Genomic DNA, 24,003 nt, shown 5'->3' on the forward strand with positions numbered 1-24,003 from the left:
CCCTTTCATTTTCGGGATCGTGCTGATCGCCATCACCCGCGCGCGTCCTTGGGCGAGCCCATCACGACATAGGAGGTGATCGCGTTGACCTGCGGCAGGGTGCCGAGCGCCTCGGTGTGAAAGTTCTTGTAGGCGGGCAGGTCGGCCACCTCGACCCGCAGAAGGTATTCGACGGCACCGGTGATGTTGTGACATTCCACCACTTCGGGGGCGCGGGCCATGGCGCGCTCGAATGCCTCCTGGCTGGCTTTGGTGTGGCTGTTGAGGCCGACGGTGACATAGGCGGTGAACCCCACCCCCAGCGCCGCGCGATCGAGCACCGCACGATAGCCCGCGATCACCCCGCGCCGTTCGAGATCCTGCACCCGGCGCAGGCAGGCCGAGGGCGAGAGGCCAACCCGGCCGGCCAATTCCAGGTTGCTCATCCGTCCGTCGCAGGTCAACTCCTGCAATATGCGATCGCTTATATGATCCATAGACGTAATAAGTTGCATAATTACGACCAAATCACAATAAAACGCAATTCAAATGCGCAAAATATCGCATATGGTTGCATACATGACACTGGATCTTTTCACCGCACTCGCAACCTTTGCCTTCGTCACGGTTATCACGCCGGGGCCGAATAACCTGATGCTGATGGCGTCGGGGACGAATTTCGGTTTTGTCCGCACCATCCCGCATATGCTCGGGATCGGTCTGGGCTTCCCGCTGATGGTGTTTTGCGTGGGCATGGGGGTGATGCGGGTCTTCGACATATGGCCGCTCAGCTACACGCTGCTCAAGGCGGTGTCGGTGGCCTATCTGCTGTTTCTGGCGTGGAAAATCGCCAATGCCGCACCGCCGAGGGCGACCGAGGGGCCGGCGGAAGGCAAGCCGCTGACCTTCCTGCAATCGGCGGCGTTCCAATGGGTCAACCCGAAGGCCTGGAGCATGGCGCTCTCGGCGATCACGCTCTATGCGGCGGGGCGGGATCTGATGGCGGTGCTGTGGGTTGCGGGGGTGTACGTGGGCGTTTCGGCGATCAGCACGACAGGCTGGACCGTTCTGGGCCAGCAGGTGCGCCGCCTCTTGAAGAACCCCACGCGGCTCCGGGTGTTCAACTGGGTGATGGCCGTGCTGCTGGTGGCGACGCTGGTGCCTGTGCTCTGGCCCGTGGGCTGAGGGTGTTGCGAGTGGCGTGAAGGGGGGATTCGATCGAAGCACCCTGCGCGATACACGGTCGAAGACCGCCGCGCATCGCCGTGCCCCCCCCCCCGGCGCGGCGATTTGTTTGCAACCTGCTCTGCGCTCGGATGTTTTTCCGGCTTGGCTGGCATAAAGCACTGCCAAACTGACGTCGGATCGCCACACTGCGGCACGACGATGCGCCGCTTACGACCACGGCAGCGTCAGGCCAGTCTCGTCTCCTCGGGATTAGGTCGATCAGCCGCGCAACGGGTTCTCATTGCAAAACCGGCCCAAGCCAGCCATATAACGCCGCGACACGAAACGGGATGAGCTGAGCGCGATGACCAATTACCTCGACTTTGAAAAGCCTCTGGCGGAAATCGAAGGCAAGGCCGAAGAACTGCGCGCGCTGGCGCGCACCAGCGAGGGGATGGATGTCGAGGACGAGGCGGGCGCGCTCGACCGCAAGGCTGCCGAGTTGCTGCGCGATCTCTACAAGACCCTCACCCCGTGGCGCAAATGCCAGGTCGCACGCCATCCCGAGCGGCCGCATTGCCGCGACTACATAGACGCGCTGTTTTCCGAATACACGCAGCTGGCCGGTGACCGTGCCTTCGGCGAGGACGAGGCGGTGATGGGCGGGCTTGCGCGCCTGAATGATCGCCCGGTGATGGTGATTGGCCACGAAAAGGGCAACGATACCAAGAGCCGCCTGACCCGCAATTTCGGCATGGCGCGCCCCGAGGGCTATCGCAAGGCGGTGCGCCTGATGGAGATGGCCGACCGCTTCGGCCTGCCGGTGATTACGCTGGTGGACACGCCCGGCGCCTATCCCGGCAAGGGCGCCGAGGAGCGCGGGCAAAGCGAGGCTATCGCGCGCGCGACCGAGACGTGCCTGGGCATTGGTGTGCCGCTGGTGTCGGTGATCATCGGCGAGGGTGGATCTGGGGGGGCGGTGGCCTTTGCCAGCGCCAACCGCGTCGCGATGCTGGAACATTCGGTCTATTCGGTGATCTCGCCCGAGGGCTGCGCTTCGATCCTGTGGAAGGACTCTGAAAAGATGCGCGAAGCCGCTGAGGCGCTGCGCCTGACCGCGCAGGACCTGATCAAGCTGGGTGTGGCCGACCGGATCATCGACGAGCCGTTGGGCGGCGCGCATCGCGATCCCGGCGCGGCGATCAAGGCGGTGGGCAAGACCATTCACGCGATGCTGAGCGAATTGTCCAAGAAGGACCGCAAGGCGCTGATCAATGACCGCCGCCAAAAGTTTCTCGATCTGGGCAAGAAGGGCCTCGCGGCCTGAGCGTGTTCAGCGCCGCGCCCCCTGCACTCGGCGAATGGCGATCAGGGTCATCACCGGGCCGATCAGCTCAAACACCACAGTAGAGCCGATGGTCAGCGTCAGGATCATTTCGCCATGCTGCGGAAACTCACGCGCCGCGATCAGCGCCATGCCCACGGCGACCCCCGCTTGCGGCAGGAGTGCGGCCCCGCACCAATTGCGTTCCAGCGCCGGAACCCCCGCAAGCCGCCCGCCGATCCATCCGCCCGCGATGCGCGCCGCGCTGCGCAACAGGATGAAAAGCCCGCCAATGAGGCCGATCCCGGCCAGCAGCGACAAATCAAGCCGTGCGCCCGCCAGCAGGAAGAACAGCACCATGAACGGCCATTGCAGGTGCTCGATCTCGTGAAAGGCACGCTCGTGATGGCGGGCGAGATTGGCGATCAGCATGCCCGCCACCATGCCCGCGATCAGAAACGAGACGTCAAACCAGATCGCGAGCCCGGCTGTGAGGCAGACCAGGCCGATGGCCTCGGTCTCCAATGGCTCGCCCCGGCTGAGCCGCCCGGTGAGATAGGCGGCGGGCCAGCCGATGAGGCCGCCAAGCGCCACCGCGCCGCCGATCTCCCACAGTGCGCCGGTGAGCAGCCCCGCGCCTGCACCCCCCGAGAGCATATGCGCGCCGACGGCGGCCAGTGAAAAGGCCAGCAGCCCCCAGGCGTCGTCAATGGCCACGATTCCGAGGATAAGATCCACGAATGGCCCCTCGGCCCCCGCCTGCCGGATTGCGTCCTGTGTAGCGGCGGGGGCGGTCGCCGTGGCAATGGCCCCCAGAAGCAGCGCCACCGGGGCAGGCAGGCCGGCGAGCCATAGACCGAGGCTGACGGCCGCCATGGTGATCAGAACGATGCAGACTGAGATCAGCAGGATCGCCCGGCCATGCTGTGCCAGCCGGTCGAGGGTCAGCGAACTGCCCAGAAGAAAGGCCACCATGGTGAGTGCCATGACCGAGAGGAAATCGTAGAGCGAGCGCATTTCCGGCGGGATGAGGTCGAGGCCAGAGCCGCCCACCACGATCCCGCAGGCCAGGAGCAGTGTGACCCGGGGCAGCCGTGTGCGCCGCCCGACCGTATCGGCGGCAAGCCCGACGAGGAACAGTGCGCCAAGCGTGATCAGAAGCGGTGCCAGCTCCATCGCTCAGCCCACCAGCATGCGCAGGCCCTGTGTCACGTCCGAGCGCACCGCGAGGCGCAGGCTCGGCTCGTCCCCTGCCTTGAGCGCCGCGATGATCAGGCGGTGATAATGCGGCGGATCCTTGCGCCGCAGCCGCCCGTAGAGCGCGCGCATGGTCGGGCCAAGCTGCAGCCAGACGGTTTCGGCCATGGCCAGCATCGCCGGGGCCTGCGCCCGCAGGTAGAGCGTGCGGTGAAATTCGAGATTGCGACGGATATAGGCGACGGCATCCTGCCGCGCGATATCCTCGGTGATCCGGGCGTTGATCGTCTGAAGCCGGTCGATCAGCGCGATATGCGCGCGCGGCAACGCGCGGCTCGCCAGTTCCACCTCCAAGAGCGAGCGCAGGGCGGCCAACTCCTCGATCCGTTCATTGCTGAGTTCCGGGGTCGAGACGCGGCCCGAGTTCGACATAGTGAGCGCGCCTTCGGCGGAGAGACGGCGCAGCGCCTCGCGCGCGGGCGTCATCGAGACCTCGAATTCGGCGGCGATGCCGCGCAGGGTCAGCGCCTTTCCCGGCGCGATCTCGCCATGCATGATGCGGCTGCGCAAGCCGCGATAAACGCGGTCATGGGCGGCCGGGGCCGGATCGGGGCGGGGCGAAATCAGCATGCGACCATGTGATCACAAATCGTGCCGGGGTCAATCGCTGAAACGAAAGCGGTGCAGCGCAGCGCCTTCGCGGCGCAGCCAGCGGCGCGGCGTCTCGTAATCGGGCAAGAGCCGCGCCACCACCGCCCAGAAGGCGGGGGAATGGTTCATTTCTGCGAGATGCGCCACCTCGTGGGCGGCGACGTAATCGAGCACCTCGGGCGGGGCCATGATCAACCGCCAAGAATAGCTCAGCGCACTGCGCGACGAGCAAGACCCCCACCGCGAGCGCGTGTCGCGCAGGGTGATGCGGGAATAGCCCCGGCCAAGCTGAGCCGCATAGGCGTCCGACGCCGCCGCCAACCGGTCTCGCGCGCGCGCCTTGAGCCAGCCTTCGAGCCGCGCAGGCAACTGCGCCTCGGGGCCGGGCACCTCGATCGCATCGCCGGTCAGGCGCACGCCCCGCCCTGTCCCGGAGCCGATTCGCAGCAGTCGGCCCTCGACCGGCAACGCGATCCCTGCTGCTACGCGCAGGCTGTCCGGCCGCCCGGCCAGTTGCGCGCGCAGCCAATCGCCCTTGGAGGCCGCGAATGTCAGCGCCTCGGCCTCGCTTACCCCGCGCGGCACGGTGAGGGTCACGCGCCCGTCAAGCCCCGAGACCCGCAGCGAAATCCGCCGCGCGCGGGGGCTGTGCCGCAGGCTTACGGCAACAGGGGGGTTGCCTGAAAGGAGATGTTGGCCCATATGGCCTCCTAACCGGGTGTCGCATGCCGCCGCAAAGCCTTTGACAGCGTAAAGGCGTTATGGCAGGGGACGCGGATCACCTGCAAGAGATGTCAGTGAAAGAGGATCACCCATGGCCAAGGAAGAATGGGGCGTCAAGCGTCTGTGCCCGACCACCGGCAAGCGCTTTTACGACCTGAACAAGACCCCGATCGTCAGCCCCTATACCGGCGAGGTGGTAGAACTGGCCACCGGCAAGACCCGCTCCATGCGGCCCGATGCCGAGGACGCGGAAACCAAGAAGCTAAAGACCGGCACGTCCGAGGAAAGCAGCGACCTGGTCGAGGATGAGGACGGTGTCGATGTGGATATCGACGACGACCTGCTGGAGGATGACGAAGACGATGATGTCTCGCTCGACGATATCGCCGACGTCGCCTCTGAAGACAACGAGATGTAATGATCACCGGGCGGGATTTTCCTCTTGATCCCGCCTGCCGCTTTGCCTAGATAGCGGCGCACGGCCCGACGTGGGCTTGTTTTCGGGGCCTTAGCTCAGCTGGGAGAGCGCTTGCATGGCATGCAAGAGGTCAGGGGTTCGATCCCCCTAGGCTCCACCAAAACCCTACAGATCAACATGTTAGCTGAACATTAGAGTGGTGTGACACACAGGTGTGACACAAGATGAAGCTACATGCGTATCTGAGCCAATCACGACACGGTATATTTTACTTCCGCTGGCCACTGCCAACACATGACCACCGGGCCACCCGAAAAAGCCTTCGATTGTCATTGAACACGAGATGCCCAGAAGAGGCTGGTATGTTGGCACGGCATCTCGCAAGTTGCGGGTTCGCGTTGAAACAACAGCTACAAGAAGTAAGCATGGACCACGCAACACTCCGAGCCGCAGTCATTGACTACTTCCAAAAACAACTAGCCGACGCGAAAGTGCGCCGTGTATCTCTTGGGCCTTACACACCAAAGGAGCGCGAGCGGGTCTTGGATACAGTTGGTATGCTCGAAGAGGGCAATATCGAGTTCTGGCAACTCGTGGGGCGCGATCAAGCCGAGCAAGAGTTGGGCCGGTTCTTTGAAACCACTGGGCTATCCCGGGACGAATTCTGGCCTCACGCCATGCGGGTTCTCGACGAGATCAGAAAGGGCAAGATCGGTGCTGCCAAAGAAATCCTAGCCTTCGCCGGTACGTTGGATGGCTACGACTTCTCAGAGGCTCAGAGCGGGGCACAGGCGGCGGGTTCGCCGCCAGCAGGGACCGGCAGCAGCGGAACCGAGCAGGCCGCTCAGCGGCTCGCAAATGGGGTGTCTGGCACGCTGTTGTCTGATATGTTTGCTGCCCGTCAGGCCGAAGCGAACCGGGGCGCAGAGTGGTCGGCCAAGCTATGCGCTGACTATTCGGTCTGGGTGGGGCTCTTTTTGGAACTGGCCGGGGATCGGTCGATCTTAAGCTACCGCAAAGCGGACGCCCGAGCGTTCAAGGAGGTGTTGCAGGAACTCCCTGTGAACCGAACGAAGTACGTCGAGACAGACGGCCTAGGCCCGCGCGAAGCTGTACAAGCAGGCAAGCAGCACGGTCTTGCCGTCATCTCCACCAGCACCGTGAACAAGGCGCTTGGTCGGTTACAGGCGATCTGGAAGTGGGCGGACAAGCAGTTGGATGACGACTTGCCCGACATCTTCGGACCCATGAAGGTTGCCGCCAGAGTGAACGCACGAGACGAAGCAGACCCGTTCAGCAAGGGCCAGTTGAAAGCCATATTCTCCGGGCCGCTTTTCACAGGTTGCAAGTCGGACCGGTTCCGAACGCAGGCTGGCGACACCAATATGAGTGGAACAAGCTGGTACTGGCTTCCATTGCTAGGCCTCTACACCGGGGCACGCCTCAACGAGCTATGCCAGCTACATCTCACGGATTTGGACAAGGAGGATGGAGTACAATTCCTGCACCTCCGTGAAGGGCAACAGGGCCAGAGGATCAAGAGCGGCATAGGCCGTGTGGTGCCTCTGCACCCAAAGCTGATTGACCTTGGCATCCTGAGATATGCTGAAACCCAACGCCGTGGCGGAGAGGAGCGATTATTCCCAACCCTGCAAGTGGGCCCGACCGGCTACTACTCTGACCGACCGTCAAAGGACTTCTCCGCATACCTCAAGGGCATCAACGCAAAGACCGACAAGACCTCCTTCCACTCGTTCCGGCACGGGTTCAAGGATGCTTGCCGGAGTGGTGGGGTGCAGCCGGATATTGCCGACATCCTTCAGGGACATTCGCTTCATGGCATGTCGGGAAGGTACGGCGACGGCAAAGCGCCTTTGTCGGTCTTGCAGGAGGCTATTTTTAAGGTCTCATATCCGGGGCTATCGTTGGAGTGCGTCAGACAACACCCGTAGCCACATTACACGGCAGTCGACATGGTGGGCGACCTAGGATCGCCTGCCATCACGGTAAACCATTGATGTGGCCGCAACCGCTAAGCGGGTCGGTTGCGATTTGTCTCACCTTTTTGCCTCATCCGTCGCCTCGGCGCAACCGGACGGCTTCACGGCAGCTTCTCGTCGGGCGTAGACGGCAATCGCCTAAGGCGCCGATTGATCTCGTCTGTGCCGCCGTCGAACTCAGGTATTTCTTCACCTCTATCCTTGGCAGCCGACATCTCTTCGAACTGTGGTATGATCACCTCCATCATGGTCTTCACCAAAGCGGTCATGTCCATGCCTTTAGATATTGAGGGAATATCTGCTCTTTGACTGCTTGGCTGAGCGTTAGCAAAGAAGGAGTGTCCTCCGCCTCCCCGATGCAAGCCTGCCTTCGAATTGCGCCATACCACTAAGCTGTCAGGCCCAACGCTACCGTCGGGAGTGCCGAGACATGATCGGTACGCCAGCTTAGCAAGGTGATGCGCTACCACTGCCGCCGTTATGCGTTTGCCGTTGTAGGCTTTAACCAGCCGGAGGAGGGGACGCTGCCAGTCCTGCCGGTTGGGCAATGCTCCAGCGCCGGAACCGGCCAATCCGATGGGTGTGGTCACCTGCATTGGCGTCAGGGCGCCACCCATGATGTGCCTAGTGTAGCGATACTTGTATGCGGAAGATGTGTAGGCGAGATCGATGGTGTAGACGCGGTGCATTTCGTTCAGGAACGCCGGCACCACGAAGTTGTGTTGACGTTGCTTGGCGTCTCGGATGCCTTCGAGATGTGGCAGGAACTCTCGCTTCATGGCGTCTGACACGACTTGCAGCATTTGTTCGAGAGGGTGATGCCTGCCGCGCAGTACGTTACTCACCCACTGCGATGGCTGACTTCCGCGAGCTGTGGCGCCGAGGCCAGCGTATCCAAGTAAGGCGATCCCATCCGCTACTTCGACAATGGTGCACTTGATGGCGTCGTCTATCGGTGCTTGGCCTGATGCGGACAGCCGCCGATCTGCCACCAGCCAGATCGATCCCTTGGTTTGGACTGTGAGAATAAGTGTCATGGCGCACCTCCGAGAGCGGTAACTGTGTGGCCACCCTACCCATATGAAGGGCTCTCGCAAATAAGTGACAGATTTTTGTGTGCCCCTATCTACTCATCCGAGTGCGGGATTTGCCCCCGTAGCGCCCCGCCCTTACCTCCGAAGCGGGCGTTGTAACGCTCACAACCATCGCTGACCCATGGAATGCGAGTGAGAACCGGGAAGTACCAATGTCCTCCGAAAAACTCCGCACATTTTTGCGAGGGTGCATATACCATAGCTGCCGAACCCTTTTCCCCCATAGGGCCCTCCCGATAGCAGCCCAGCCTCAATCCTCGTGACGCCGCATCAAGTCCGTCACGTCATCGTACAGGCTCTGCAACCCTCGCTCGCCCGGATGCAATGCTGCGTATGTCAGCCTGCTGATATGCATCCTCGCTCCTGCCAAGCGGCTAAGGCAGGCCTTCAGGTGCCGCAGCGTGATGACCTCGGGTGCGTCCTTCAACCGACACTGGAAATACGCCTCGCCTGAGCCATCGCTACCGGCTATGCCGTAGCTCTCCAAGCCGTGCGCAATGGCGTTCCGCACTCTGAGCGCACCGGCTAGATGCCCGTGCAGTGCACACACGACCTCCAGGTGATCCGTGCCTCTCCCGGCGATGTCCTCGTGCAGTGCCTTCCACGCTGCGAGTGTGCGACCGATGCCGTGCGGCGTGTCTGCTTTCGGCGGGCCGCTCAACTCGGCAAGTGCCTTCACCAGATCGGCCTCAACCCTCGACCAGAGCATGAACAAAGAGCCCACTGCCTCTTTCATCTCGGCGATGGTACCCGGGGCTTCTGACTGGTCAGTCATGTTCTGGGTCATCGCCTACAACGTCCGCTGCAACCACTTTGGCTGCACGTTACGCTCACCTGATGTCGTTGACAACTGTCTCACAGGGCCTGCTCTAGTGAGGCGTCCCGGGCTTGTCCGTAAGGTGTCTCACAAAAGACCTCTTGCGATTTTGAGACACTCTGACTATCAGGGTCTTAGACATCATTGAGACAATCGGAGTGCAGTCATGATCGTTGGGTATGCCAGAACGTCCACCTTGGACCAGAAAGCCGGGCTCGAAGCCCAGAAAACAGAACTGAGCGCAGCGGGGTGTGAGAAGGTCTTCGTTGAACAGGTCTCCTCCGTTGATGTGAAAGCGCGTGAGCGGCTCGCTGAGGCTCTCGACTATATCCGGGAGGGGGATACCCTTGTCGTAACCAAGCTGGACCGTCTGGCGCGCTCTGTGGCGCATCTGCTGGAGGTACTGGAGGTCATATCAAGCAAGGGGGCCGCCCTCCGCATACTGTCGATGGGGATCGACACGGGGACTGCAACCGGCAAGTTGATGCTGACGATCCTTGGAGGCGTAGCGGAGTTCGAACGGGAGATCATGCTGGAGCGGCAGCGCGAGGGCATTGCGAAGGCAAAGGCAGCAGGCAAGTACAAGGGCAGGAAGCCAACGGCGCAGGCGAAAGCGGCGGAGGTCGTGGAGTTGCACAAGGCAGGCGTGGGCGCTTCAGACATCGCCCGCCAACTCGGGATCGGGCGCGCGTCAGTCTATCGGGTTCTGGCATCGGCATGAACGCGAAGCTGGCGCTCTTGATGGTGGCTTAATCCCTCGTTTCATAGTTACAGCCCCACCGATGCCAGCAACCGAGGTTGGCGACCCAATTGCCGTCATGGGTCGCTGACGGGCTTAACCCTCCGTCTCAAGGTAGAACCAGCACACATCGGTCCGGATGGCTGTGTCAGGCTTTCTCGATCGCAACCGGCCAGACGGGCGAGAGGCGTCGCGAGTGGTTAACCCTTCGTCTCACAGACAGAGATACCGACCCGGCCCTAGCCCGGTTTTTCAAAGCCTCTCCGTTGTGAGCGGAGTGAGGTCATGGCAAGGCATTGACAGATAACAAAAAAAGCGCACTGACCTGATAGATAGGTCATAGATCAGTCTGCCCCCTTGTTGGCTTTCCGCGAGCAGGCGTTGGCACTGCTTTCAATACGGCTGCCCGGTCTGATCGTGGCCGTCTCCAGATGCCCCGACGGGGGTTCCCTTAAATCCGACCCAACGGGTCAAACACAGGAGCCAGTCATGGCCCACATTCATATTGTCGATATGCCCTGCGGCTACGGCAAGTCGTCCCGCATCGTAAGCAGCTTCGACAAGCGAGAGAAATACATCGCAGTCGTACCATACCTGAGCGAGGTGAAGCGGTTCATTTCGGATGCGCAAGAGAAATCCAAGATGATCCTGACAGAACCCGTCAGCGGAAGCAGCAACAAGAGCGATCACTGTGAGAAGCTGCTCCGAGCCGGTAAGTCAATCGCGACAACTCACGCCATGTTCTATCGCCTCGGCACGCTTGCGACGTTCTCAACAGGTGCGGCACGTTGTGTCGCCTTTGAGCCCGGTACCGTTCCCAGTGTCGAAGTTGAGCACCTCCTGGACGGATACAACCTGATCATTGACGAGGTGATCAATCCCTTCGAGCTTGATCAGACGGTGAGAAGCGTCGACTTCGATCAGGATTACTTGGACATGGGACTTGTGGAAGTTCACGCTGACGGACGAGTTGTGCCGACACCCGCATGGGACCTGAAGTACTTTCAGGGCAGCAAGACCTTCAGCCCGGCGCTGTATGAGAAGGCCAAATCCGGCGGCCTGTACCGGTTGGAAGAGAAGCTGTTCGTGTTGACCATCCCAATCGAGCTGCTCCTGAAGCCAAAGTCGGTCACGATCTACACGTACCTCTCAGAAGGATCACTGCTTCTCAAGTTCCTGAGGAAGGTGCAGCAAGACCGTCCGGGCCTATTTTCACTGACAGTGGAGTATATAGGGCAAGCCGAAGAGGCCGCTTGGCGTGAGGACGTGGCGAATGCACTGACGGTCCTCTCCATCCCGGGATTGGAAGAGCAACTCTGGAACTACACAGCACAGTTGAAGGGTATCAAGAAGCATTCCGAATGCGCGTCCATCGGGCATGAGTTGCGCAAGTTCAAGGACGGCGAGTTGGAAGGGGTCAACCTCAACTCAGTGATGCTGACCTGCGCCCGGGACCTCTGGCATGACAACAGATCGGGTCAGAAGCCAGCAGCTGGCCGCCTAGCCAAGCACACACGTATGTTTGGCCGCGCCGTGAAGGAGGAGGACTTTGACCATGAGACCGAGAGGTACGTGGACAAGTGGTCCACCAACGGGGTCAGGTTCGTTCCCAACACGACGAGAGGGACTAACGACCACGCCGGGTGCACTCACGCTGTGTACCTGTACGACCAGCATCCAAATCCACAGTTGCTTACCTTCCTCGGGATGGCTCGGAACTCACAAGATGCTTACCAGTTCTGTGACGCCTATGCGCTGACGGAGTTGGTGCAGTGGCTGTTTCGCTCCGCTATTAGGGTAGGGGGCCTCAACTCGACAGGTCGCCAGTACAAGCCACGCCGACGTGTTACAGTGTATATCCCGTCGCAACGCATGCGAAACCTGCTGCTCAACTGGCTCCTGTCGGGCAAGGTGAATAGCGGGTCGGTCAACCCGACAGGGCTGCTGCAGACTGAACTGCTTGCTCGGGTTGAGGGCCGACCGATGCCCACCTACTCTGAGTGTCTGGAAATATGATGAAGGGCGGGGCGCAAGCCTCGCCCGCATCTCCTCAACCATCTATTTCCTTTCAACGGCTGGCGTACGGGTTGCATAACGATATAGTCTGACACTAGGGTGAGACACACGAGGAAACACAACACCTCATTAGTGTTCATTAACAGTATCTTAGTGGTCTGGCGGCGATCCCCCTAGGCTCCACCATCCACCACCAAAACCCTTTGAGGCCAGTAAGTTGGTGATTTTTCGTGGTAATTTTCGGGAACTGTTACGCTGAGGTGTTACAGTGAGGACCCTCGAAAACATGCCCGGTCATACCCGTCTGTACCGTCGCGGCGCTGTTTACTATCACCGCGCAGCGATCCCAAAAGACATCGCAGACACCTATCCGAAAGCCGAAGAAACCTTCTCTCTCAAGACGAAGGATCACGCTGAAGCCTTGCGACGTGTTCGGATCGAAGCCGTGCGAGTGGATGAGGAATTTGCGGCTCATCGGCGCAGGCTGGAGGCGCAGAACGCGCCTTGTGTGGATCACCTCACGCCGGAACAACTCAAGACGATCAAACAGGCCTACTTGCGTCACCTCTTGGAGGAGGATGAGGAGGTCAGGTTGGATGGGTTTGAAGAGCCTGACGCCACTGTTGCGGGCGAAGAACCCATGGAGCATGAGCCACGTCCCTCATTCGAGGAACGCGAAGAGCTGATTGAAGACATGGACGCGGTGACGCGAGGAAATCTCGCTCGCGGTAAGCAAGACGACTTCTTCAAAGATGAGGCCGAGGAGGTTTTGAGCTGGGAAGGTATCGAGGTGCGATTGGCCTCACATTCATCTGATTGGCGGAGGGTTGTGAGGGCGCTTCAGGAGGCCTCTGTGGAGGCTGCAGACGCCCAACGCAAACGCAATGCGGGTGACGTCGTGCAAACGCCCCTAGAGCCGTTACAGCAGTCTGTGTGGGCTTCTTCCGCTGCTTCTGCTCCCTTGCTGTCCGCTGCGTTTGAGCGCTGGGCAGAAGGCCGCCAGAAGCGTGCGCGAACAGATAATAGCCGAGCTTCCCAAGCCCGCGGACCTTCCCAGGCTCGATGAAACCATCACCATTAACCTTGAATCTCCGTTTCCGGCTGAATTGGAAAGGCTGAAGAGCTGGGTTGCAGGTGGCAGGTTGGGTGATGGATTTTGTCACTGGTGGTGACGTTGACGGAGAACGAGATGGTGGGCCTTTCACTTAGCCACCGTCCTTGCGGATCGCAGGGAGAACACCCTCAGCAACCCAGTCTTGGAACGCCTCGGCTTCAGGCTTGCGGCTCAGCATGACCAGCTTGTATAGGCGCGCCATGCGCCATCACAGATTACAGTGTCCGAAATCGGTGTTTCGAAGCTCGCTCCATTCTACACTATTAGGTCCACAACGCCCCTTTTTGTTGAACAGCAAGCGATTGCAAAGTCGTCTTATATTACGAGTGATAATCAACCGTGGGTTTTACTACCCACCTTCGATAACATCTAATCATCGTGGTTGGGTGTGCCTGTCGTACCAGAAGTTTTCGAGGTTTTTCGCGTGACGTTGGGCTTCCTTCTCAGCGCTCTGATGTGCCTCTGACAAAGCGTTGATTGCGTTGCTACCGCTTTTCCAAGCCAAGTGGATGACATCGCCCGTCGACACCTTGACGGGGATCAGCCTACCGTCGTTGAAACAGAGACAAAGGTTGTGAATGGTCAAGTTTACTTTGTCCTTCAGGGCCTCCAAATTTGGCTGCCACCCGTCTTCGACAATGCAGACAAAAGTGCCGTTCCCAGCGTATGACATCATATGTCGATGTTCACTCAGACACATCGTGATGGCCTCGGCGACGTCGACCACGAGGCATTCGTATTCATAGCGCGAGGTTTTCTGGAACAGGTCTTCGATATCGCGAATGCTGAAAGCGAAGACAGCTGCCCCAAACAGCTTCTTGCGTGCCACAAGGGAAGTATAGCTCTTCAGGGACCGGTAATCGATTACCCAGTCTAAATTGCGCACGTGAAACGGTTCGTGCAATGCCAGCGTTTCGTCGATCTCGCTCGCACCTGCTTCACCCGGAGCAGACTGCTGATTTTGCCTCTTTCGACCAGTGACAGTATCGTCCACCAGTCTGATACGGTCCCGCAGATCATTTATTTCGATGGGCTTGGTTATGTAGTCCGTGGCACCGGCGGAGAAGGCCCGGTCAATGTGTGTTTTATCAGACAATGCCGTCAACATCAGGATCGGTGTTTTCTTATAGTCGTGCCGATCACGCAAGATCTTGCAAAGTTCAATCCCGTCGGTTCCGGGCATCTGAATATCTAGCAAGAAGCAGTCAATTGGCCCGGCGTCGGGCTGTACCAACACGTCAAGCGCATCAACCGCACATGATGCCGTCGATACTGTGTGCCCTCCGATAAATCGAACCAGCTGCTCGATGAGTTCGAGGATCGCAGGTTCGTCGTCTACAACAAGCAGATGCATCTTGTGCCTCGCTCCGTCGCAACATTACTGTGCTTTCCGCGACTTGATGTCTCAAAAATGTGCATTCACAGCTTTGCAACAACTAAAAGCAGACCATGGCGATATTGTGGCGACTTCAGCGAAAAAATAGCATTCATTCGTGGCTAGACGACTGAAGCCGCCCTTGGCAACAACGGACCAACTGAAGGAAATGCTTGGAAACCACCTAAACCATAGGCTTAGGCGGTAGCGGCACGCTCGGCGTCGTCACGCCGGTTTTCTCTCAATGGTGGCTCCTAAAGGGTAACCAATTCTGACTCTTTGTCATCGACGACGAAAACGAAGTTGGAGACGCAGCAAGTATGGCCTTGATCTGCGCTGCACAACAATAGGTTGACACACAAGCATGGCCATCTACCATAACATCGTCCCGGTTCGGCGCTTCACTAGTGAAAAGGTTCTGAATAAGAGCCGTCTGAACGAGTGGCGTATCTGTCGATTAGAGAGTTTATCTGGTCCGGTTTTTATCTGGGCCGGGGCGCTATGACGTATCTTCGCAGTCCTAGAAATTGCGGCCAGCTATTTCCAAAAGTCCGCTATGCACTCGCCAATTGCTTTGGAAGAGCCATTGAGCGTGAACGTTGCAGAGTCACCATTTTGGAACATAACGCGCACCTTGTTGTCTCGTTTCTCTCCTGCAGACGCTCAAGGATGAGAAGATGGTTCGAGACTGGACCAAGAAAGAACAAGCTCGCGGTACCGTTCGACAAGCCATCGAGGTGATACTGGATCGTGGACTTCCCGAAGCCTATGAACCGGGCGTGTTCAATAGAAAGTGCGAGAACCTATACCGGCACGTTTGGGGCATGTCCGGCACGCGTTCAGCGCTGATGTGAGCGTCTACGGGATGACGGCTTCCAAAGTGGCTAGGTCCAATGGGTTGATTGAGGCAATTGATGCGGGCAACATGAGTTATAAGGCGCTGCGCTTGGGGAGCGTCTGTTACAACATTGGGGTATCCAAAATGAAGAAAATTCACCTCGCAGTCATCGTCGCCGTCACCATGGCAGCGGCTCCCGTCACCGCTGGAAACATGGCAGCTCCGGTCATGGAGCCATCAGTGATTGTGGCCGATACAACTGGCTCGTCAGCCAATCAGGCTGAAATCGTGACCCTCACACTAACGGCACTGGTTTTCTTAACAGCCATTATCAGTGCCAACTGAACAAGTTCGTGCCGTGACCCTAACGCACAAGGGCCATGAAGCAGAAACTGATCGCACTGCAGGGATTGAGAAGTACACTCGTTTGGGTGTGCGCTTTCTCATGTGGTAGTGTTTGCTCTTAAAGGTTTTGAGGTAACCCTAGATTTGTAGACAATTTACTAAGTTTGCTTGGTGATTTTGGGATCGTTCATGTTTATTTCATCAATACACCTCAGTTCCGGCACATTGTTTCACAACTGTTAATCCGAAAAGCTCAATTTCGGAGGGACGGCTCGTGGGGTTCGCACAGAAGACTGCTATGGTTGAAAAGGTGGATCGTCGGTATCTGACCGGCATCTGTGGAGATGCGAACATTCGTACGCCGCTTGGCCCCAGACGCGTCGAGATGTTGAACCCGGGTGACATGGTTGTAACCCGCGACCATGGTCTTCAACCGGTCCGCATGATCTGGACCAGAACCGTCAACGCCGCTGACATGCGCGTCCAACCCGATCTCGCCCCCATTCGCCTGAAGCCACGCGCTATCGGACCTATGATGCCAACCCGGGATTTGCGCATTGCAAGTGGTCACCGCGGGCTGATCCCAGGATATCTGATTGCAGGTGTGCCGGATGACAAATCATATATTATGCGCATTGATGCGGTCGCATTGGTCAGCGATGCCGCATATATGGATCGTGCGGTGGAAGAGGTGATCTTCTACAATCTAGTTTTTGACCGCCACGAAGTCTTTTGCGCCGAAGGGTTACCGATTGAAAGTTTCCGACCTTCACCCAAGGCGATAAGCCTGATGGACGTCAGAGCGCGCGACGCCATGGTTGACCTGTTTCCCAATCTCGCGCGACGACGGTGTGCTTATCCCAGTTTGAAATACCCCGTGGCACAGGGGCGTGCGTATCGCTCATGCCACGCCTGAGATTAGAAGCGAGGTGCGGGGGTTCTCGGTTAGAAAAGACCGGTCGCTAGCCGCGGTGGTTTGCATCTAGGACTTCGCTAAAATCTCAAACTTTAATGATTGCTGGGCAGGCCGCCTCGCAGGGTTTGTGCTATTGGAGACATCAAGGTAGATGGAGTATGAGCCATCGCTTGTGTTGGTGATCCCAAGAATGTCGCACACGTCCTTCGCCGGGAACCAAGGCGGACCGTCAATGTCGATGACGCGGATGTTGTTGCTGTTGAAGTCGAAGATACGAGGGACTTTTCTGCAAAAAAGTGTTACAGTGAGGTGACACATTGCGTCCAATGGTGTACAGATAAGTTACTGAAGTTAAAAGAAACCTGCCTCAGGTAAGTGTTCCCCCTAGGCTCCACCAAAACATTACAGATCAATATGTTAGCTGAATACTAGAGTGGTGTGACACATAGGTGTGACACAATATGAAGCTGCATGCGTATCCGAGCCAATCCCGACACGGTACTTTTATTTCTACTGGCCACTGCCAGAACATCATCAAACGGCCAGCCTAGAACGCAAGCGGTGCATTTTCCTTGATCTCCTTCAGGACAAAGAAGGTGCGAATCTGACGGACGCCGGGCAGCGCAATCAGCATCTTGTTGTGCATCGTGTTGAAATCATTCATGTCGCTTACCCGGATTTTCAGAAGATAGTCGAAATCTCCGGCGACCAGGTGACAATCGAGCAGTTCCTTCATTTCCGACACTGCCGCCTCGAACGCGGCGAAACTTTCCGGGGTCGAGCGGTCGAGCACGACACCGACCATCACCAATGTGCCCCGCGCGACCGAGGCCGGGTTCACATGCCCCATGACCCGCAAAATGTGCCCGGCCTCGAACAGGGCCTGCGTGCGCCTGTGACAGGTGGCCGGGCTGACATTCACCGCCTTGGCAATCTCGGCATTGGTCAGCCGCCCGTCTGATTGCAGGTGCCGCAGGATATTCTTGTCGATTCGGTCCAGTGCTGCCATGAGAGATTCTTTCGTTTCTACAATCACAAGATCTCAAAACAACACAATATGTGCAATAGATAGATAGATTATCTCAATTAAACCAATCATTTCGAGCACACATTTCGCAGTCTTCTTGCTAACCTCTCTCGTAAAGCAAAACAGGAGATTGCCCCATGTCGCTTCTCGACACGTTCGACCGCTACCCGCTCACCTTCGGCAAGACTGCCATCGAGCATTTGCCGCGCCTGACCGAGGCTGTTGGCGCAGGCGTGGGGTTCTACGCAAAGCGTGACGATTGCAATTCGGGGCTGGCCTTTGGCGGCAACAAGCTGCGCAAACTGGAATATATCGTGCCCGATGCCATCGCGAGCGGCGCCGACACGCTGGTCTCGATCGGCGGGGTGCAATCCAATCATACACGCATGGTCGCGGCGACGGCGGCCAAGATCGGCATGAAATGCGTGGTCATTCAGGAAAAATGGGTGCCGCATTACGATGCCGTCTATGACCGGGTGGGCAACATCATGCTGACCCGGCTGATGGGCGCGGATTCGCGGCTGGTCGATGACGGGTTCGATATCGGCATCCGCAAGAGCTGGGAAGACGCGATCAAGTCCGTCGAGGATGCGGGCGGCAAGCCTTACCCGATTCCCGCAGGCGCTTCTGTGCATAAATACGGCGCGCTCGGCTATGTCGGATTTGCCGAAGAGGTGGCCGAACAGGAGGCCGAGCTTGGCTTTACCTTCGACTATATCGTCGTCTGCGTCGTCACCGGCTCGACGCAGGCTGGAATGATCGTCGGCTTTGCCGCGCAGGACCGCGCCGACCGGGTGATCGGGATCGACGCCTCGTGCACGGTGGATCAGACGCGTGATCAGGTCCGCTCGATCGTGGACAACACCGCCGATCTGGTCGGGCTTGGCCGCAAGGTGCGCGAGGATGAGATTCACATCAATCCCGATTACGCCTATCCCGCCTATGGCGTGCCCTCCGAGGAAACCAACGATGCGATCCGCCTTGCCGCCCGGACCGAGGCGATGATGACCGACCCTGTCTATGAGGGCAAATCCATGCAGGGCATGATTGATCTTGCCAGGAAGGGGTTCTTCCCCAAGGGATCAAAGGTGCTCTATGCCCATCTCGGCGGCGCGCCCGCGCTCAACGGCTACAGCTACTACTACAAGGACGGCTGAGCGGCGTGATCCTCGAGGATCATCTCCGAGGCCTTTTCCCCGATCATGATCGCGGGCGCATTGGTGTTGCCCGAGACGATCTCGGGCATGATCGAGCAATCGGCGACGCGCAGCCCCGTGACCCCGTGGACGCGTAGCCGCGCATCCACCACCGCACCCTCGCCTTGCCCCATCTTGCAGGTGCCGGTGGGGTGGTAGATCGTGGTGGAATAATTCCGCGCCCAGTCGAGCGTGCCCTCGTAGTCATCGAGATCAAGCGTCGCGTCGGGGCGAAATTCCTCTGAGATCTTGGTGCTGAGCGGCGCGTGCTGGGCGATGCGGCGGGCAATCTTGATGCCTTCGACGATGGTCCGGCAATCGGTCTCGGTCGACAGGTAATTGGGGTGAATTTTCGGGTAGGTGCGCGGATCGGCCGAGGCGAGGCGGATCTGCCCCCGGCTCTCGGGGCGTAATTGGCAGACCGACATGGTGAAGGCCGAGAAGCGATGTGGCCCCTCGCCCGGGCTGTCGGCGGACCAGGGCTGCACGTGGAACTGGATATCGGGCGTTTCGACATGATCGCCGGTGCGCATGAAGCCGGTGGCAAGGCTCGCGGCCATGGCCATCGGCCCGGCGCGGAACATCGCGTATTTCAGCGCGATACGCGCCTGATCGAACAGGCTGCGCACCTCGTCGTTCAGCGTCGGCTCATTGCATTTGAACACCAGCCGCGCCTGCAAGTGGTCCTGCATGTTGCGGCCCACGCCGGGCAGGTCGCATAGCGGTTCGATGCCGTGCTCTTGAAGATGCGCGGCCTCGCCCAGTCCCGACAGCATCATCAGTTGCGGCGAGCCGATGGCCCCTGACGACAGGATCACCTCGCGCCCGGCGCGCACGACATGCGACACCCCTCCGCGGTCGCGATAGGCCACTCCGGTTGCGCGCGTCCCGTCAAATGTGATGTGGCTGGCCTGCGCGCGGGTCAGGATGGTCAGGTTCTCGCGTCCTCGCACCGGGTTGAGAAAGGCCACCGCCGAGGAACACCGCCGCCCGTTGCGCGTGGTCAACTGGAAATAGCCCACGCCTTCCTGCGTCGCCCCGTTGTAATCGGGGTTGAACGGATAGCCCGCCTCTTGCGCGGCGGCCACCCACGCATCGCAGATGGGCCGTTGCAGGCGCATGTTCGACACCGACAGAGACCCCTGGTCTCCGTGATAATCATCTGCGCCGCGTTCCTGCCGCTCGGAGCGTTTGAAGAGCGGCAGCACATCGTCCCAGCCCCAGCCCGGGTTGCCCATCTGCGCCCAGCGGTCGTAATCCTGCGGCTGTCCGCGCACATACAAAAGCCCGTTGAGCGACGATGACCCGCCCAGAACCTTGCCGCGCGGCCAGTCGAGGGCGCGGCCATTGAGGCCTGGATCAGGCTCGGTGCGATAACACCAATCCACCGACGGGTTGTGCATGGTCTTGAAATAACCCACCGGAATATGAATCCACGGGTTCCAGTCGCGTCCGCCCGCCTCCAGCAGCACGACCTTGGTCTTGGGATCGGCGGAGAGGCGATTCGCCAGAACGCACCCGGCAGAGCCCGCGCCGACAATCACGTAATCCGCTGATATCTCCGACATTTCCAAATGACCTTTCAAGCTGCGTGAGAGTCAAAAAGTTTTTCCTTGCCAGATCGACCATAAGTCGAGCAATATTGAGACTGCAAGTATCAAAATTGCAAAATCAGGGAGGAAACCATGAAAGCATCGAAAGCCCTAGCCGGGATTTCCCGGCGGGATTTATTCCGTCTGTCGGGTCAGTTCGGCCTGTCATCCGTGGTCTTGGGCGCGGGCGCGCTGACGGGGGCGGTCAGCCTGCCCTCCCTCGCACGCGCCGCCGAAAGCACCTATGAGAAGCGCTTTGCCAAGGAGCCCAAGCACACTCTGAAACTGGGTGCTGCCGGCTTCAACGCGCGCAACCTGCTGATCGAGCGCGCCGGCGTTCTTGAATTCGCCCGCGATCTGGAGGAGCGGACCGAGGGCGAAATCCGTGTGGAATTCATCGGTGACAACCAGATTTGCGGCCAGCTCAACTGTGTCGAGAAAACCCAGACCGGCGTGGTCGACATGTATGCCGCGTCAACCCAGAACTCGGCAGGCGGCGCGCCCTATCTCAACGTGCTCGATTATGCCTACATGTTCCCCAGCCGTGCGGCGCAGTACCATTTCCTCTATTCCCCGGCCTCGCAGCGCGTGCTGCGCGAGCCGCTGGAAAAGCGGCACGGTCTGAAATTCCTGTTCTCGCATTGCGAATTGCGCGGGCTTCAGATGGGCAACAATTTTGCCGACAAGCCCACCGTGACCAAGATCGAGGAACTCTTCGGTACCAAGAACCGCGTGACGGGTACGCAGCTGGGCCGCATCGCGATGCAGCTTCTGAACCTCAACCCGGTGCCGGTGGCCTGGGAAGAGACGCTCGACGGACTCAAGCAAGGCCTTATCGACGGGGCCGAGACGTGGGCATCGGCGGTGGCCTATGCCAACATGTCGCCGGTGGTCAGCCAATCGGTCGACCTGAAGTTCTTCTGCGGGACCGAGCACACCTCCATGTCGGTGCGCGTCTTCGACGCGATGGAGCCGCATCTTCAGGATGCGATCATGGAATCGGCCTATCTGGCGCAGGTTCATGTGCAGGCAGCGAACGAGGCGGCGCTGGTCAAGACCGTGGGCTTCTCCGATCCGCAGCTTCCCGGTACGATCTTTGCCGAGAACAACGTGCGGCCTGCCTTCCTCGCCGACGATCAGATCAAGATGGCCGAGGAAATGTGCTCACCCGAGTTCAACCCCGAGCCCTGGGCGCAATGGCGCGAGCGGCTCAACGGCTGGGCCGGGGGCATCGACACCTATCAGGAGATCTACGACACCGCGCGCGAGATCCCCATTGATACCCTGCCCGAGAATGTCGAGCCGCGCCGCTGGTGGCGGTCGGCCTGACACGCTAGGTTTGGGTCGGGCAGCGCCATCTGCGCGGCCCGACCCCCAGGCCGCCGAAACGTGCGGCCAAGACATACGGCAACCCAAAGGGAGGAGTGGGCATGACCGGCTGGTTTCAGGGCACGGGAGAGATCTTCAGTGCCCTCGCCTCGGGCGATTCATGGATGTTGAGCGAAGCGATGCGCGCGCCCTCGGTCTGGCCGCTGGGCCTGATCGCGATGCTGGTCGTGGCGGTCGGATTTCTGATCCTCTACCGCATCGTGCCATGGGCCGAGCGCAATTTCGAGCAATCGCTGATGGTCATCTCTTATCTCGCCATCGGCGGGATCATCTTTGTCGAGGTGTTCCGCCGCTTCGTGCTGTCGCAACAGGCGCCGTGGTCGACCACGCTGCCGCCGTTCCTATTTCTGATCATGACATGGTTCGGCTGCTCCTATAACGTCAAGTTGCGCACCCACCTCGCCTTTGCCGAATTCCGCACCGCCATGCCGCGTGCCGGGCAGATGGGCTGCCTGATGCTCGATGCGCTGCTGTGGATCGGGTTTTCCTGGGTGGTGGTCGTCACCTCGACCAAGGTAGTGGCCAATTCCGCCGCCAATTTTCAGATCATGCTGGGCACAGACAATATCATGCAATGGTGGTTCCTCCTGTCGGTGCCGCTCGCCTTCACCACACTGGTGGCGCGGGTGATCGAGAACCTGCTGCGTGACATCGCCAATTTCCGACGTGGCGACACGCTCATCACCCAAGCCGTGATCGGAGGCGACTGACATGACCGACCCTTCGACCCTCGTCACGCTCATTTCCATCGCGGTGACGCTGCTCTTCATGCTGGGCGTGCCGGTCTTTCTGGTGATCGGCTACTGGGTGATCGGTGTGTCCTTCGTCCTTGGCATGCCCTTGCAGAATATCGGTGGCGCGCTGGCGGATGTGTTCACCGATGGCTTTGCGCTTCTGGCCATGCCGCTCTTCATTCTGACCGGCGACCTGATCAACCGCTCCGGTATCGCCCGACGGCTCTCGGATTTCGCCTATGCCTGTCTTGGATGGATACGCGGCGGGCTGGCGATGGCGTCGCTCGGGGCCTGCGGGCTCTTCGCCGCGATCTCCGGCTCTAACTCCGCCACCACGGCTACCATCGGCTCGATGCTGCATCCTGAAATGGTCAAAGGCGGCTATGACGAGCGATTTTCGGCCGCGACGGCGGCGGCAGGCGGCACCGTGGGCATCATCATCCCGCCCTCGATCATCTTCATCGTCTACGGCTTCTTGCTCAACCTGCCGATTTCGGACCTGTTCGTCGCCGGTATCATTCCAGGCGCGCTGATGGTCGGGGCGATGATGTTCGCCGCCTTCCTGATCTGCTTTAGCAACAAGTGGGGCATTCTGATCGCGCTCAGCCCGATGCGGGTGTTCAAGACCGCGATCGGTGCCTGGCTCGGCTTCTTCGCCATCGGCCTCGTGCTCTGGGGCATCTACACGGGCAAATTCTCACCCACCGAAGCAGCGGGCGTAACCGTCGGATTTTGCGTGATCGTGGGGTTCATCAGCCTCCCGCTCTACAAGATGATGGGTGGGGCCAAGGGCCGCGACGTCAGTGAAAAGCGGGTCTCGGAAATGCTCGTCGTCGAAGGGTTCAGCCCGCTGGAACTGCCCTCGATCACCATGCGCTCGGCGCAGATCACCGGTATCCTTGCACCGCTCATCGCGGTGTCGGTGGTGATGCAGCAGATCCTGTCGGTTCTGGGCGCACAGGAACTGATCGGCAATTTCGTGACCTCGATGGGTGGCTATTACGCGGTGCTCTTCACCTCGATGGCGATTGTCTTCGTCTGCGGCATGGTGCTCGAAAGCCTGCCGGTGACGATCATCCTCGCGCCCATTCTGGCCCCCATCGCGCATGAGGTAGGCGTCGAGCCGGTGCAATTCGCGGTGATCTTCCTTGTCGGCGCTTCCATCGGATTCATCACGCCGCCCTACGGGCTCAATCTCTATGTCGCATCCGGTGTGACGGGCGTTCCCTATTTCCGCCTGTTGCGCTACACGGTCCCCTATCTTGTGGCTTTGCTTTCGGTCTGGTTCATCGTGGCCCTCGTACCGGAGCTTTCGACGGCCCTGCTTCCGAACCGCTGACGATGGGGTATTC

25 protein-coding genes and 1 tRNA gene are annotated in these 24,003 nt (G+C 59.5%); 15 read left to right on the top strand and 11 right to left on the bottom strand.

Going from position 1 to position 24,003, the window contains the following annotated elements; translation table 11 throughout:
* Positions 1–32: 32 nt before the first annotated feature.
* Positions 33–476: an Lrp/AsnC family transcriptional regulator gene (locus tag BMX04_RS08610; RefSeq protein ID WP_083398133.1), complete on the bottom strand. Its 444-nt coding sequence runs from the start codon at positions 474–476 to the stop codon at positions 33–35.
* 82 nt (positions 477–558) lie between these two features.
* Between BMX04_RS08610 and BMX04_RS08615 the strand changes: the two genes are divergently transcribed.
* Positions 559–1,164, top strand: a complete 606-nt coding sequence (locus BMX04_RS08615) for a LysE family translocator (protein WP_074785974.1) — start codon at positions 559–561, stop codon at positions 1,162–1,164.
* Between the two features lie 346 nt (positions 1,165–1,510).
* Complete coding sequence (locus BMX04_RS08620; protein ID WP_074785855.1) at positions 1,511–2,473, top strand: acetyl-CoA carboxylase carboxyltransferase subunit alpha; 963 nt, start codon at positions 1,511–1,513, stop codon at positions 2,471–2,473.
* Between the two features lie 6 nt (positions 2,474–2,479).
* On the opposite strand, the gene BMX04_RS08625 is transcribed toward BMX04_RS08620, so the two are convergent.
* Genes BMX04_RS08625 through BMX04_RS08635 form a run of 3 tightly spaced genes read right to left on the bottom strand, consistent with a single transcriptional unit; the run spans position 2,480 to position 5,020 of the window.
* Entirely contained in the window at positions 2,480–3,646 is a 1,167-nt protein-coding gene (locus tag BMX04_RS08625; protein ID WP_074785856.1) for a cation:proton antiporter, read from the bottom strand.
* 3 nt (positions 3,647–3,649) lie between these two features.
* Positions 3,650–4,297 (bottom strand): GntR family transcriptional regulator, encoded by a 648-nt coding sequence (locus BMX04_RS08630; protein WP_074785857.1) that lies wholly within the window; start codon positions 4,295–4,297, stop codon positions 3,650–3,652.
* Between the two features lie 30 nt (positions 4,298–4,327).
* The gene (locus tag BMX04_RS08635; RefSeq protein ID WP_074785858.1) at positions 4,328–5,020 is read right to left on the bottom strand and encodes a M48 family metallopeptidase; all 693 of its coding nucleotides are present in this window, start codon (positions 5,018–5,020) and stop codon (positions 4,328–4,330) included.
* Positions 5,021–5,132: 112 nt separating this feature from the next.
* On the opposite strand from BMX04_RS08635, the gene BMX04_RS08640 reads away from it, so the two are divergent.
* The 3 genes from BMX04_RS08640 to BMX04_RS08650 all read left to right on the top strand — a co-directional run bounded on the left by BMX04_RS08640 (position 5,133) and on the right by BMX04_RS08650 (position 7,411).
* Positions 5,133–5,459 carry a TIGR02300 family protein gene (locus tag BMX04_RS08640; RefSeq protein WP_074785859.1) on the top strand — a complete coding sequence of 109 codons (327 nt, stop codon included), beginning with the start codon at positions 5,133–5,135 and terminating at the stop codon, positions 5,457–5,459.
* A gap of 84 nt (positions 5,460–5,543) precedes the next feature.
* A tRNA-Ala gene (locus BMX04_RS08645) sits at positions 5,544–5,619 on the top strand.
* Between the two features lie 202 nt (positions 5,620–5,821).
* Complete coding sequence (locus tag BMX04_RS08650) at positions 5,822–7,411, top strand: site-specific integrase (protein ID WP_074785860.1); 1,590 nt, start codon at positions 5,822–5,824, stop codon at positions 7,409–7,411.
* 149 nt (positions 7,412–7,560) lie between these two features.
* Here BMX04_RS08650 and BMX04_RS08655 read toward each other — a convergent pair whose 3' ends face one another.
* Together BMX04_RS08655 and BMX04_RS08660 are read right to left on the bottom strand one after the other, a co-directional pair.
* Positions 7,561–8,496, bottom strand: coding sequence for a hypothetical protein (locus tag BMX04_RS08655; protein ID WP_074785861.1), 936 nt, complete (start codon positions 8,494–8,496; stop codon positions 7,561–7,563).
* 307 nt (positions 8,497–8,803) lie between these two features.
* Positions 8,804–9,340, bottom strand: coding sequence for a hypothetical protein (locus BMX04_RS08660; protein ID WP_074785862.1), 537 nt, complete (start codon positions 9,338–9,340; stop codon positions 8,804–8,806).
* A 196-nt stretch (positions 9,341–9,536) separates the two neighbouring features.
* Here BMX04_RS08660 and BMX04_RS08665 point away from each other — a divergent pair, with 196 nt between their 5' ends.
* The 3 genes from BMX04_RS08665 to BMX04_RS08675 all read left to right on the top strand — a co-directional run bounded on the left by BMX04_RS08665 (position 9,537) and on the right by BMX04_RS08675 (position 13,191).
* Positions 9,537–10,091: a recombinase family protein gene (locus BMX04_RS08665; RefSeq protein ID WP_074785863.1), complete on the top strand. Its 555-nt coding sequence runs from the start codon at positions 9,537–9,539 to the stop codon at positions 10,089–10,091.
* Between the two features lie 507 nt (positions 10,092–10,598).
* On the top strand, positions 10,599–12,125 hold the full coding sequence (locus BMX04_RS08670; RefSeq protein WP_074785864.1) for a hypothetical protein: 1,527 nt from the start codon (positions 10,599–10,601) through the stop codon (positions 12,123–12,125).
* 286 nt (positions 12,126–12,411) lie between these two features.
* On the top strand, positions 12,412–13,191 hold the full coding sequence (locus BMX04_RS08675; RefSeq protein WP_074785865.1) for a DUF6538 domain-containing protein: 780 nt from the start codon (positions 12,412–12,414) through the stop codon (positions 13,189–13,191).
* A gap of 139 nt (positions 13,192–13,330) precedes the next feature.
* On the opposite strand, the gene BMX04_RS08680 is transcribed toward BMX04_RS08675, so the two are convergent.
* Positions 13,331–13,441, bottom strand: coding sequence for a BRO-N domain-containing protein (locus BMX04_RS08680; protein WP_083398135.1), 111 nt, complete (start codon positions 13,439–13,441; stop codon positions 13,331–13,333).
* A gap of 171 nt (positions 13,442–13,612) precedes the next feature.
* Positions 13,613–14,593 (bottom strand): response regulator, encoded by a 981-nt coding sequence (locus BMX04_RS08685; protein WP_074785866.1) that lies wholly within the window; start codon positions 14,591–14,593, stop codon positions 13,613–13,615.
* Between the two features lie 698 nt (positions 14,594–15,291).
* Here BMX04_RS08685 and BMX04_RS19395 point away from each other — a divergent pair.
* From BMX04_RS19395 to BMX04_RS08695, 3 genes are all read left to right on the top strand, one after another.
* Positions 15,292–15,468: a hypothetical protein gene (locus BMX04_RS19395; protein WP_175477340.1), complete on the top strand. Its 177-nt coding sequence runs from the start codon at positions 15,292–15,294 to the stop codon at positions 15,466–15,468.
* Positions 15,465–15,797 carry a hypothetical protein gene (locus BMX04_RS08690; protein WP_139194523.1) on the top strand — a complete coding sequence of 111 codons (333 nt, stop codon included), beginning with the start codon at positions 15,465–15,467 and terminating at the stop codon, positions 15,795–15,797. Before BMX04_RS19395 ends, BMX04_RS08690 begins: the two co-directional genes overlap by 4 nt.
* A gap of 298 nt (positions 15,798–16,095) precedes the next feature.
* Positions 16,096–16,713 (top strand): Hint domain-containing protein, encoded by a 618-nt coding sequence (locus BMX04_RS08695; protein ID WP_074785868.1) that lies wholly within the window; start codon positions 16,096–16,098, stop codon positions 16,711–16,713.
* Between the two features lie 66 nt (positions 16,714–16,779).
* On the opposite strand, the gene BMX04_RS19850 is transcribed toward BMX04_RS08695, so the two are convergent.
* Together BMX04_RS19850 and BMX04_RS08705 are read right to left on the bottom strand one after the other, a co-directional pair.
* Positions 16,780–17,031 (bottom strand): BRO-N domain-containing protein, encoded by a 252-nt coding sequence (locus tag BMX04_RS19850; RefSeq protein WP_139194524.1) that lies wholly within the window; start codon positions 17,029–17,031, stop codon positions 16,780–16,782.
* 229 nt (positions 17,032–17,260) lie between these two features.
* Positions 17,261–17,722 (bottom strand): Lrp/AsnC family transcriptional regulator, encoded by a 462-nt coding sequence (locus BMX04_RS08705; protein WP_074785870.1) that lies wholly within the window; start codon positions 17,720–17,722, stop codon positions 17,261–17,263.
* Between the two features lie 155 nt (positions 17,723–17,877).
* On the opposite strand from BMX04_RS08705, the gene BMX04_RS08710 reads away from it, so the two are divergent.
* Positions 17,878–18,897, top strand: coding sequence for a 1-aminocyclopropane-1-carboxylate deaminase (locus BMX04_RS08710; RefSeq protein ID WP_074785871.1), 1,020 nt, complete (start codon positions 17,878–17,880; stop codon positions 18,895–18,897).
* On the opposite strand, the gene BMX04_RS08715 is transcribed toward BMX04_RS08710, so the two are convergent.
* Positions 18,882–20,504, bottom strand: a complete 1,623-nt coding sequence (locus BMX04_RS08715; protein ID WP_074785872.1) for a GMC family oxidoreductase — start codon at positions 20,502–20,504, stop codon at positions 18,882–18,884. The genes BMX04_RS08710 and BMX04_RS08715 overlap by 16 nt on opposite strands.
* Positions 20,505–20,621: 117 nt before the next feature.
* Between BMX04_RS08715 and BMX04_RS08720 the strand changes: the two genes are divergently transcribed.
* The 3 genes from BMX04_RS08720 (at position 20,622) to BMX04_RS08730 (ending at position 23,990) form a co-directional block, all read left to right on the top strand.
* The gene (locus tag BMX04_RS08720; RefSeq protein WP_050663489.1) at positions 20,622–21,857 is read left to right on the top strand and encodes a TRAP transporter substrate-binding protein; all 1,236 of its coding nucleotides are present in this window, start codon (positions 20,622–20,624) and stop codon (positions 21,855–21,857) included.
* 101 nt (positions 21,858–21,958) lie between these two features.
* Complete coding sequence (locus BMX04_RS08725; protein WP_074785873.1) at positions 21,959–22,627, top strand: TRAP transporter small permease; 669 nt, start codon at positions 21,959–21,961, stop codon at positions 22,625–22,627.
* Between the two features lies 1 nt (position 22,628).
* On the top strand, positions 22,629–23,990 hold the full coding sequence (locus BMX04_RS08730; protein WP_050663487.1) for a TRAP transporter large permease: 1,362 nt from the start codon (positions 22,629–22,631) through the stop codon (positions 23,988–23,990).
* Positions 23,991–24,003 lie beyond the last annotated feature (13 nt).

Source organism: Roseovarius tolerans, from assembly GCF_900109855.1.
Lineage (GTDB): Bacteria > Pseudomonadota > Alphaproteobacteria > Rhodobacterales > Rhodobacteraceae > Roseovarius > Roseovarius tolerans.